The organism is Actinoplanes sp. NPDC051470, from assembly GCF_040682035.1.
GTDB lineage: Bacteria > Actinomycetota > Actinomycetes > Mycobacteriales > Micromonosporaceae > Actinoplanes.
The window spans coordinates 96,357-107,766 of record NZ_JBFBAA010000022.1 but is presented as its reverse complement, the minus strand read 5'-3'; the positions used below and the strand labels follow the sequence as shown (position 1 = coordinate 107,766).

General features: G+C 69.1%; 10 protein-coding genes. 5 read left to right on the top strand and 5 right to left on the bottom strand.

Annotated elements, in window-relative coordinates; genetic code table 11:
* Positions 1-87 precede the first annotated feature (87 nt).
* The 4 genes from AB0M54_RS32080 to AB0M54_RS32065 all read right to left on the bottom strand — a co-directional run bounded on the left by AB0M54_RS32080 (position 88) and on the right by AB0M54_RS32065 (position 3,528).
* Complete coding sequence (locus tag AB0M54_RS32080; protein WP_364475534.1) at positions 88-561, bottom strand: Tn3 family transposase; 474 nt, start codon at positions 559-561, stop codon at positions 88-90.
* A 10-nt stretch (positions 562-571) separates the two neighbouring features.
* Positions 572-1,126 carry a hypothetical protein gene (locus tag AB0M54_RS32075; RefSeq protein WP_364475455.1) on the bottom strand — a complete coding sequence of 185 codons (555 nt, stop codon included), beginning with the start codon at positions 1,124-1,126 and terminating at the stop codon, positions 572-574.
* 155 nt (positions 1,127-1,281) lie between these two features.
* Entirely contained in the window at positions 1,282-2,241 is a 960-nt protein-coding gene (locus AB0M54_RS32070) for a DUF4158 domain-containing protein (RefSeq protein ID WP_364475453.1), read from the bottom strand.
* 354 nt (positions 2,242-2,595) lie between these two features.
* Positions 2,596-3,528, bottom strand: coding sequence for an LD-carboxypeptidase (locus tag AB0M54_RS32065; RefSeq protein WP_364475451.1), 933 nt, complete (start codon positions 3,526-3,528; stop codon positions 2,596-2,598).
* 112 nt (positions 3,529-3,640) lie between these two features.
* Here AB0M54_RS32065 and AB0M54_RS32060 point away from each other — a divergent pair, with 112 nt between their 5' ends.
* From AB0M54_RS32060 to dgt, 5 genes are all read left to right on the top strand, one after another.
* Positions 3,641-5,200, top strand: coding sequence for an IucA/IucC family protein (locus AB0M54_RS32060; protein WP_364475449.1), 1,560 nt, complete (start codon positions 3,641-3,643; stop codon positions 5,198-5,200).
* A complete protein-coding gene (locus AB0M54_RS32055) occupies positions 5,197-6,771 on the top strand; it encodes an IucA/IucC family protein (protein WP_364475447.1) in 1,575 nt (524 codons plus the stop codon). The genes AB0M54_RS32060 and AB0M54_RS32055 overlap by 4 nt, the downstream gene beginning before the upstream one ends.
* Positions 6,764-8,068, top strand: a complete 1,305-nt coding sequence (locus AB0M54_RS32050; protein ID WP_364475445.1) for a type III PLP-dependent enzyme — start codon at positions 6,764-6,766, stop codon at positions 8,066-8,068. The genes AB0M54_RS32055 and AB0M54_RS32050 overlap by 8 nt, the downstream gene beginning before the upstream one ends.
* A gap of 354 nt (positions 8,069-8,422) precedes the next feature.
* Positions 8,423-8,719, top strand: coding sequence for a hypothetical protein (locus tag AB0M54_RS32045; RefSeq protein ID WP_364323076.1), 297 nt, complete (start codon positions 8,423-8,425; stop codon positions 8,717-8,719).
* 59 nt (positions 8,720-8,778) lie between these two features.
* Positions 8,779-10,221 (top strand): dGTP triphosphohydrolase, encoded by a 1,443-nt coding sequence (dgt, locus tag AB0M54_RS32040; RefSeq protein WP_364475443.1) that lies wholly within the window; start codon positions 8,779-8,781, stop codon positions 10,219-10,221.
* 363 nt (positions 10,222-10,584) lie between these two features.
* On the opposite strand, the gene AB0M54_RS32035 is transcribed toward dgt, so the two are convergent.
* Positions 10,585-11,409, bottom strand: coding sequence for an alpha/beta hydrolase (locus AB0M54_RS32035; RefSeq protein ID WP_364475441.1), 825 nt, complete (start codon positions 11,407-11,409; stop codon positions 10,585-10,587).
* Position 11,410: the final 1 nt, after the last annotated feature.

The following is an 11,410-nucleotide window of genomic DNA, read 5'->3' as shown; positions in this document are numbered from 1 at the left end:
GTCACGTGAGGTCAAGCAAGTAACAGCGACCGGGGCTGGTTAAGCCCCAGCAGCGGTGAGCGGGCAGCCGTCGCGGCCAGGGCCCGATCAGTCCCGCTCGTCGGGGTCACGCTGGTCGGGATCGCGTAGCGGCCGCCAGGAGCCGCCGAGGTCCGGCAGCCGAAACGAGTAGTGGCCATGGACGTTGATGCGCCGGCGCGTGTACGCCGACAGCCGGGCCACGTCGGCATCGAGGACCGGGTAGCCCTGCCCGCGCAGCTCGCCCAACGCCCGGTCCAGAAAGGCGGTATTCCACAAAGTCACGCAGTTCAACACGAGCCCGAGCCCGCCGAGTTGATTCTCCTGCCCGTCTCTGTACGCCCGGTACACCTCGCCCTTGCGGCCGTGGAACAGGTGCCGGCCGAGTTCGTGGCGGCCCTCGTTGAGGTTGCGCATCCCCTTCATCTCCCGCCGATAGGCAGGGTCATCAGTGAAGGTAAGCACGTGCCGGGTCTTGAAGATCCGCCCATACATGCCGAACGCCTCACCGAGCTGGGTCGGCCGTCCGTCGCGTTGCAGCATGCGGATCACGTCATGGGCCGAGACGGTGCGGGTGTGGATCGAGCACGGCATGGGCCTCCAGCAGCTGCTCGGGATCCTCCGGCAGCAGCAGCGCCGACAGGACCGGGCCTTTCACCGCGTCCCACGCGTCGTCGGCCAGCAGCCGCGCCCGCGGGTCGGCGAACCGGTCGGACACCCGGGCGAAGATGTCGCGACGTTTCAGCCCGGTGTGGAACAGCTCCAGCACGCAGAACACGTAGGCGTTGCGATCCACGCACCCATCAGGCCGCCCCTTCGGGAACACCAGCTGGTTCCACCAGCCCCGCGGCACCAGGCCGATGTCGACCTTCCGGGCGTCCAGCCACCCCTTGGGCACCCGGACCGTGTCGCCGGCGTCGATCAGCGCCGGCAGGTCCCGCATCGCGTTGACCACCCGCACCGCCTCGGCGGTCGCCCCGAAACTGACCACCTGGCACAACAACCGCACGAACCCGCGCACCGTGTTGAATCGCTCCACCACCTGCGCCCGCCACTCACCGTCTGGCGCGGCGTCGGTGGGCGGGAGAAACTCCTTTACCGACTCCATCGCGGTACGCAGCTTCGCCCGCGACCCCACCGCTGTCTCGATTGCGTCCCACACTACGGCGAGGGGCACAGCCTCGCCCCAGGTCTCCGCCTCGAACAGCACCGCAATCGCCGCCGACAGCACCCCGGCATACCGGGCCTGCCCGTGCGAACGCTTCAGCTTCTTGTCCGAGCTGCGCCCGCCCGCCCGATCAGCTCACCGGCCATGAACACGTCGAACAGTTCCAGCGCGTCATCGGTCGCGGTGACCTCCAGCCACCGCACCGTCGCCAGCAACGTCGCGATCTGCCGGTGATACGTCAACGCCGCCAGCTTCGGCGCCTTCGCCTCGAAACCCATCCGGGCCAGCTCGATCAACCGGCGCGTCGGCACACCAGTGCCGGCTACGTCCACCGAGCCCAGGTGCAGCCCCGCGATCTGCGCCACCCGGTCCAGAGACTTCACCAGGCCCCGCCCGGTCGGGTTGGTCGGCCCACGCCGCCACAAATCCAACTGCGACCGGCGCTGGCCCTCCGGCACCCGCAGGATCTGCTCCAGGTCACCGGCCTGCTCCGCGGTGACCACCCCCGCCAGCGCCGCGTACAACCGGGTCTCGGCCGCCTTCCGGGCACCGGCCACGTCATCACGCAGCATCGTCACCCCGGGCAGTAACACCAGCTCGGCCCGCAACCGGGCCACCGCCGAGTAGAACAACGCCTTGGGCCCGTCCCCGGTGGCCCACGCCTGATCACCCACCCACGCCAGGAGCCCATCCTTCGCCGACGGGTACGAGCGGTACCCGTACACCTCGCAGATCTCCGCCTGATGCTCGAACCGGGTCGGCTTCCGCTCCAGATACGCCTTCACGCACGACGGGTCGGCGACCTTGATCTGCGAGGCCACGTAGTCGACCACCACGCCCGGCACATCGAGCGGATCCTCCAGAAACCGGCCCAGATGACGAACCGTCACCAGCTGAAGACTGAAACCCAATCGGTTGTGATCACCGCGCTTGGACGCGACCAGGTCCCGGTCCGCGTCGTCCAGGAAGAAGAACCGCTCAAGGACCGCCCGCTCAGGCGGGCCGGTGAACCGGCCGTAGACTGCCTCTTCGGCGGAAGTCAGAAAACTTCTCACGCCACATCAACGATCACCACTATCGATGGTTATCGCTTGATCTTGGTTAGCGTGACTTTCCCGAACGTTAGTCCCCAAGCGCCAATGTAGCGCGCGAATGTGACGTTGTTTGTCGTTGTCCACAGGGCACTTCGCGCCCTGGTCACAGCACCGTCACGGAGGTCCGGCGCCCGCCGGACGCTGATCCACGGCGGCTTCCGGGACACCGAGCCGCCGCCGTGGCCGACGTCGTGCCGGCGAGCCCGGAGACCGCGGCCAAAGCGGACGCATCGCCGAGTCGAGCCGTGAGGTCGGCAATGCGTGAGGTCGGCAATGACAGGGCGATGAATCGGATCCCGTGCCGGGAAGTGGGGGCTAGGCCGTCGCCGGCTCGACGGTCAGGGTGCCGGCGTCGGCGTCGAGGACCGCGGGGACGCCCAGGCCGACCGCCACCTGCTGTGCGCCGTGGCCGATCGGCAGGCCGCCCAGCACGGGCACCCCGAGCGAGCACAACTCCTCGGCCAGCACATCGGCGACGGACGGCTCGGCGTAGCCCGGTTCGCCACAGTCGGTGAACTGGCCGACCGCCACACCGGCCAGGTTGTCGAGCCAGCCCGCCCGCTTCAGCTGCACCAGGGAGCGGTCGACCCGGTACGGTTCCTCGTTCACGTCCTCGAGCAGCAGGATCGCCCCGGTCAGGTCGGGGCGGTGGCGGGCGCCGGCGCCGGTGGCCAGCAGGGTCAGGTTGCCGCCGAGCAGGATGCCGGTCGCCCGCCCCGGTGCCCGGACACCGAACGTGCCCTCCGCCTCGTCGGCGGCCACCGCGGCCGGCGCACCCTCCAGCAGCAGCGAGCGGGCGCTCGACGCCGTCCGGTTGTTCAGGCCTCGGGCCAGCGAAGACGCGGTCGGTCCGTGTACGGTCGCCAGCCCGGCCTCGCACCACAGGGCCACGTGCAGGGCCGTGATGTCGGAGAAGCCCATCACCAGCTTCGGGTCGGCGCGCACCGCCTCGACGTCGACGCCGTCGACGATGCGCTGCATGCCGTAGCCGCCGCGCACGCAGATGACCGCCCGCGCCTCGGGATCGCGCAGGGCGGTGTTGAGGTCGGCCAGGCGCTGCTCGTCCGTGCCGGCCAGGTAGCTGTGCCGGCGGCCCAGCGCATGCTCGCCCAGCCGTACCCGCAGACCCCAGCCGGACAACACCCCCACCGCGACCTCGACGACGGCCCGGTCGGCCGCGCCGGACGGCGACACCAGCTCAACCAGATCGCCCTCGCGCAGCCGCGCCGGCCGTACCGCATCACCCATCCCCGCAGACTCGCACATCGGGTCACACGGCCGTGACCCGATGTCGACGGGCGCACACCCTGTAGACCGTCCTAGGATGTTAGTGGGTGCGCGGGTTAGGAGAATGGATGACGTGGTTCAGCCCCCCACGCCCATCCCCGATGTGGCGCAGACCCGCTCCGAGCTTCGGCGCTCCCGCCCTGAGCTGCTGGAACGCTTCGACGCCGCGGTCGACGGGGCCAACGCCGCGATCCTCGGCCGCCTGCTGGGGGCCCTGCGCCGCGAACCCCTCCCCTCTCTCGTGGACCGTGGCCCGCACCCCGGAAACGGTCTCTTCCGGGCGATCTTCGCCGACGGCCGGACCGTGATCTTTCCCACGGCGGCCGCCGAGCCCTTCGCCGACCGGCCCGGCACCACCGCGGACGTGGACGGCGTGCCGATCCGCGAGCCGGGCGACCTGGCGCGGCGGCTGTGGCCGGGGGCGGCGCTGGTGGCCGAGCTGGACAACAGCGTCGCCAACCTGGCGCTGGCCATCGCCGCGCAACCCACCGGCGGCGACCCCACCACGCTGCGGGACGCCGAGGGCAACCCGGACGGCCTGGGCCGGCTCGAACAACTCGTCGTGGACGGGCACCCGCTGCACCCCTGCTGCCGCACCCGCGAAGGCATGACCACCACCGACGTCCTCATGTACGGGCCGGAGCACCACGTCACCGTCCGGCTGCGGAAACTGGCCGTCCCGCCGGACCGCTGGCGTGGCGACGGGCCGCCCGTGCTGCTCGCCCACCCGTGGCAGGCCGAACGGCTCCGGGCCGAACACCCGTGGCTCGGCGACGCCGGCGAGACCGGGCCGATGCGACCGCTGATGTCCCTGCGCACCTTCGCGCCGACGGACGGCGGCTCCCACGTCAAGACCGCTGTGGACGTACGCATGACCTCCGCCGTACGCACCGTCTCCCCCGCCGCCGTCCACAACGGCCCGCGCCTGTCCGCCCTGCTCACCGACCTCGCCCGCGACCTGCCCACGCTGCACGTGCTGCGGGAGACCGCGACCGGGCAGGTGATGGCCCAGCGCCGGATGGCCCACCTGATCCGGGAGGCGCCGCGACCACACGCCGACGAGGCCGTGGTGCCGCTGGGCGCGCTCGGCGCCGGCACGCCCCCGCTGATCGTGCAGGCGGTGACCCGGGCGGGCGGAGACCCGTACACCTGGCTCGACGCTCTGGCCACGATCTGGCTGCCGCCGCTGACGCACCTGCTGGACCGCGGCGTCGCGCTCGAGGCGCACGGGCAGAACACGCTGGTCGGGCTGCGGAGCGGGCGGCCGGCGCGGGTGTTCTACCGGGACTTCGGCGGGGTGCGGGTGAGCCCCACGCGGCTGCGGACGGGGCCGGAGCTGATCGGCGACCTGCCCTGCGACGACCCAGGCGAGCTGCGGGCCAAGGTGGCCGCGGCGGCGCTCGGCACCGTGGCCTACCAGCTGGTCACGCTGCTGGAACGACACCTGGCGGCCGACCCGGAGCGGCTGTGGGAGATCATCTCGGACGCGATCCGGGGCAGCCGGACCGCCGACGCGGACAAGCTGCTGACCGAGCCGCTGCCGATCAAGGCGACCACCGCGATGCGGCTCGCCGCCGAACCGCTCGACGACCTGTGGTGCCACCTCGACAACCCGATGGCGGGAGCCCGATGACGCACAGCCTGACCGAGGGACGGCTCGCCGTCGCCGCCTGGCACGCCGAGGCCGCGCTGGCCGTACACGCGCCGGCACTGGTGAGCGGGTTCACCGCGGCGCTGCCCGCGGCGGCCGGCATCGTCGGGCGCAAGCTGCGCGGCGCGCTGGTGCGGGAGGACATCGGCGACGCGCGGGCCCGGCACGCCGGGCAGGGTGTCGCGTACGGGTTCGACCGGGTCGAGTTCGCCGAGGCCGGCGCCGACGACCCGGTCGACCTGCTGGCCGGGCTGGACGCGCCGGGCTTCGCGGCCGAACTGCGCAACGCGGTGGTCAACCTGGCCGTCGCCATGGCCCGCCCGTCCGCTGCTGAGGAGAGCGACCCCGACGCGGCGGCCATCGCGCTGGAACGGCTGGCCGTGGCCGGGCACAACCTGCACCCGTGCGGGCGTACCCGGCTGGGCTGGGACACCACCGACGTGCTCGCCTACGACCTCGAGGCCGGCGCCACCGAGATCGGCTTCGTGGCCGTCCGGGACGACGGGCACCTCGGCGACGACCTGGGCGCGGCGCTGCTCCAGGCATACCCGCACCTGCCCGAGGCCCCGCCCGGCTACCGCCTCCAGCCGGTCCACCCGTGGCAGCGCGACACGGTCCTGCCCGAGCGGTACGCCGACCTGATCCGGGCCGGCGCGCTGCGGATCCTCGACGCCACCATCGAGGCCACCCCGACCGCCGCCCTGCGTACCCTCCTGCTTCCCCCCGGCGTCGACGGCCGCCGCCGCTACCTCAAGGTGTCCCTGGACATCCAGGTCACGTCGACCCGCCGCAGCATCAGCGTCGCCAGCACCCGCAACGGCCCCGCCGTATCGGCCCTGCTGCACCGGCTGGCCGCCGGCGAACCGAGCCTCATCCTGCTCGCCGAGACGGCCGGCGCCGCCGTCCCCGCGGGCTCCGGCCGCGACATGTCGGCCATCCTGCGCGACGGCCTCACCGGACGCCTGGCCGACGGCGAGGTCGCCATCCCCGGCGGCGCGATCCCCGCCAAGCTGCCACACCTGCTCGCCGCCTACGGCCGGTCCCCGCTGGACTGGCTCTCCGCGTACGCCAACCTGCTTCTGCCCCCGCTGCTGCGCTGGACCGCGCTCGGCGTGGCGTTCGAGGCCCACCTGCAGAACTGCCTGCCCACCTTCATCGCCGGTGCCCCCACCCGGCTGGTGCTGCGCGACTTCGCCGGGCTGCGCCTGCACCTGCCCCGCCTGGCCGCCGCCGGGCACACCCTGCACCCGTGGCCCGGCTCGGTCATCGGCACCGACGACGAGGCGGTGCTGCGCGCCAAGATCGGCTACACCGCGCTGCAGGCCCACCTGGGCGAGCTGATCATCCACCTGGGCGTCGATGAGGCAAGCGCCTGGCAGGTCGTCCGGCGGGTGGTCGACGAGACCTACGACCAGCTGGGCTCCTCGCCCGCGGCGCGGCGGGACCACGCCGCGTTCACCGCTCCGACGGTCCCGCACAAGGCCCTGGTCCGGATGCGTCTGACCGGTGGCGGCGACGCCTACATCCCCGTACGGAACCCGCTGCATGCCTGAGCGCGTCCTCGCGGCCGTCCGCGCGCTGCGCCGGCCACGCTGCGGCTACATCTACGACCTGAGCGTGCTGCGGGCCCGCGCCGGGCGGTTGCGCTCGGCGCTTCCCCACGCCACGCTGCTGTACGCCGTGAAGGCCAACAGCCATCCGGCCGTGGTCCGCACGCTGGCCTCCGCCCTGGACGGGGTGGATGTGGCATCGTCGGGCGAGCTGGATCTCGCCCTCTCCGTGGGCGCGCGGCGGGTGGTGGTGAGCGGGCCGGCCAAGACCGACGACCTGCTTGCGGCGGCTTCCCGGGCGGGCGCTCTGATCAACGTCGAGAGCGCCCAGGAGCTGCGGCGGGTCCCTGGCGGGGCGTCGGTGGCCATTCGGGTCAACCGGGCCGGCGGTGGGCTCTCCGGCAGCCACGCCATGGCCGGGGTCCCGACCCAGTTCGGCGTGGACCCGTCGGAATTGGGCTCTCTGCTGCGGCTCGCCCGGTCTCGTGGGGTTGATGTTCGGGGCTTTCACCTGCACGCCGCCTCCAACAACCTGGACGCGGCGGCGCATGCTGCCTTCATCCGCTCCGCCCTGGAGTGGTCGGTGGCGACCGCGGACGAGCACCGGCTGGAGCTGCGCGTCGTCAATGTGGGCGGCGGGCTGGGCGTCGACTACACCGGTGACCAGGTGTTCGACCTGTCAGTGCTCGCCGGCGGGCTGACCGGGCCGGCGGGCGGCTCCACGCCTGTGGACAACGCCGCGGAACTGTCAGAGGCGCGCGCTATATTTCCGCCCACCCACAGGGGCGGGGGAGGTGGCGGCGGCGACGTCGCGCGCGATTTTGATCTTGAATTCGACATTTCATCGCCGCCCGACGCTGTCGCACTGCCCAGCGGCGTCGAGCTGCCCCGCGGCGTCGAGTTGATCCTCGAGCCGGGACGCTTCCTCGCGGCCGACGCCGGCTGGTACGCCGCCGAGGTCATCGACCTCAAGCAGACCCAGGGCCGCTGGTTCGCCGTGCTCCGCGGCGGCACCCACCACTTCCGCCTGCCCGCCGCCTGGGGCTACAGCCACCCCTTCACGGTCGTCCCGATCGACGAGTGGCCCTATGACTGGCCACGCCCTTCGGTCTCCGACGTCGCGCTCGACGTGGCCGGCGAACTCTGCACGCCCCGCGACATCCTCGCCCGCGACGCCCACGTCACCCACCTCCGCATCGGCGACGTGCTGCTGTTCCCCCGGGCCGGCGCCTACGGCTGGGACATCTCCCACCATGACTTCCTCCGCCACGAACACCCGGAGTTCGTCATCCTCACGTAGGGCTTTCTCGTTCGTCATGGTCACAAACCTCTTGGGACCGGCAGCAAAGTAAAACAATGAAACACGAACCTCGACGGCCCCGTGAGTAACTATTCTCTCTCGCGTAAGCAGCCAACTGGATGATCACACGAACCCTGCCATCGGCTAGCCTGCTTGGGCGCCTTCCCCCGGGAGGTGCCGGCGCTGAGGTGCTGTAACTTACGATATCAGTGAGAAGAAGAGTGACTCAGATCCCCTTTTGGCGTATTTCCATACTGGTCTCTTTTTCCCGCATCAATGAAGATCCGCCGGTAGCTTCATACTCGACCGAGTCGCGCTATGCATTCTGAATGGCGCGAACCGTCGGACCATGACGTGGACCGTTCCTTCGGCGAGATTGCTGCCGAATTTGAGAGGCGGGAACCGATGCTACCTCTGAGCGATGTGAGCCTTCTTGAGGAAGACGAGGCGATCGACTGTATCGGCGACACCATTATTGCCGTGTTGAGCGGTGCCGGCGGTGGCCTCCGGCTGCACGATCTCCTACTCGGCGTGACAGCGCGGACCGGGGTCAGCGAGGATGATGTGCGCGTTGCTCTGGCTCGGTTGACAGGACGACAGGTAGCGCCGGGAACCGGTTCTTGGATCGAGCTGGCAAGCAGTGACCTGTAGCGATGAGCACGAGCCCGGCTAGGGCCGTCGCGCCTTCATCCTCAGACGAGGTGGCGCGAATGCAGGCGAGCCGTGAAAAGAGGCGCTATCCAGGCTCTACGAAAGAAGGGTCTGAAAGTCGATCTCAATCTCGACGTGATCGAGATCGCATACTTTATGCCACCAGCTGGCTGCGGCTCGGGCGGGTAACGCAGGTTGTTTCGTCAAATGACGGTGGCGCTCTGCTGAACAACAGAATGAGCCATTCGCTCCGCGTCGCGCAAGTGGCGCGCAGCATCGCGGAGCAGATTATTGGTGATGTCGCCGGCCAAGAGTTGGCCTTGGCTCTAGGCGGGGTGGACCCGGACGTGGTGGAGGCCGCCTCTTTGGCCCATGATCTGGGCCATGCGCCATTCGGACACATTGGCGAACAGGTGCTCGATGATGTCGCGAGAACCGTCTTGAATCTGCCTGATGGCTTCGAGGGCAACGCGCAGACCATCCGCATCGCGACCAAACTGGAGAAGCGCAGCATTGGCTACGACGGAATGAATTTCACCGCCGCGACCAGAGCTGCACTGATGAAATACCCATGGAAGCGGTTTACCGGCAATACGGACAAGAACGAGGACTCCCCCGCCCAGGTGCTCAAGTCCAAGAAATTTAGTGTCTACAAAGCCGAAATTGACGAGTTAGAACATGCCAGAGAGTTTCTCCCTCCCGGTTTTCCGGACGACGTACAGACTCTCGAATCTTCGATCATGGACATCGCAGACGACATTACGTATGCCGTTCATGACCTCGAAGACTTCTATCATGCAAACCTACTTGACATGAGTCAAATAGAAGGGCATCTCAAGTACGCTCGGCAAAAGTCTGATCCTAGCGGTCAATCTCCGTTCGAAAGACTTTGGCGAGATCTGGATTCAGGCTATCCGGGCTACTTCGATGAGACTCTGTACAAATCTGCGCTGGAAGAGGTCTCCGCAACTCTCCAGCGTGGCTTCCCGACGGAACGGGGGCGATCATCTTCCGACAACAACGGCTTACCTGCGACCTCAGCACGCGATCATTGCTCGGCGCTGATCAACCGATACGTCAATTCCGTCGAGATCCGGAAAGAACGGTTCTGGGCTACCGGCCCGTTCATCGCCCTCCAAAGCGAAAAATGGCACGAGATTCAGGTTCTGAAACAGATCACCCGCGGTTACATTATCGAGCGGTCTGACGTTGCCATGATGCAACGTGGTCAACAGAACCTTTTGCGCAAGCTCGTACTGCTTCTCCACGAGTGGTCTATTCAGGACCGAGATCGTTTGCCTTTTACATTGAGGCAGGAGATGGCGCTCGCTGAATCACAGATGGCTAGAGGCAGAGGAGCCCAGAGAAAGCCATGGCGTGGCGCTCCGGAGAGATGCATCCTCGACTACCTGTGCAGCCTTGGTGATGAGCAGTGCAACCATCTCCACCGCGTACTCACCGGATCCCACTCTCCTGCGATTGCATTGGCGTTCAATTCGTGATTTTGGCCGCGCCGGCTGCGTGTGGCGGATGCCAACGCGGTAAGACGGCGAGGAACCTCGCCAGTGCGCTGGGTGAAGTCTGTCGCCTGCGGTGGTCTCACTCTAGAACGACACAGAGCTTTCATCCTGGACGAGGGGTCCTCTAACGCCGGAGGGTCAGCACGCAGGTGAGCGTCGTGAGGGTGAACTCGCCGGACGCGGTCTCCGGCCTGGCCGCCAGGAACGCGCGGATCCGGGCGTGTGCTCCAGCGCCCACCTCACGGGCGCCCGCGCGTAGTCGGGGCGATGTTCGGCGTAGGCGGTCGCCGCCGCGCCGAAGGATTAGGCGTGGCGGCGACGGTGAGCCGGGTTCACCGGCAGCGGTCAGGACTGGATGAAGGCCAGCAGGTCGGCGTTGATGGTGTCGGCCTCGGTGGTGGGCATGCCGTGCGGGAAGCCGGCGTACGTCTTGAGCGTGCCGTGCGGCAGCAGCGCGGCCGAGAGCGGGGCGGAGTCGGCGTACGGCACGATCTGGTCGTCGTCGCCGTGCATGACCAGGACCGGCACCGTGATGGCCTTGAGGTCGTCGGTGAAGTCGGTCTGTGAGAACGCCACGACGCCGTCGTAGTGGGCCTTGGCGCCGCCCATCATGCCCTGGCGCCACCAGTTCTGGATGATCGCCTCGGAGGGCTCGGCGCCGTCGCGGTTGTAGCCGTAGAACGGGCCGGCCGCCAGGTCGCGGTAGAAGCCCGTGCGGTTCGCGGCCAGCGCCGACTGGAGGTCGTCGAAGACCTTCTTGGGCAGGCCGCCGGGGTTGGCGGCGGACTGCACCATGATCGGCGGCACCGCGCTGATCAGGGCGCCCTTGGCGACGCGGCCCTCGCCGTGCCGGGCGATGTAGCGGGCCACCTCGCCGCCGCCGGTGGAGTGGCCGACGTGCACGGCGTCCCGCAGGTCGAGGTGGGTGGTGAGGGTGGCCAGGTCGGCGGCGTAGTGGTCCATGTCGTGGCCGTCGCTGACCTGGGTCGAGCGCCCGTGGCCGCGCCGGTCGTGGGCGACCACCCGGAAACCGTGCCGGAGGAAGAACAGCAGCTGGGTGTCCCAGTCGTCGGCGGAGAGCGGCCACCCGTGGCTGAACACGATGGGCTGACCGGAACCCCAGTCCTTGTAGAAGATCTCGACGCCGTCCGATGTGGTGACAGTTGGCATG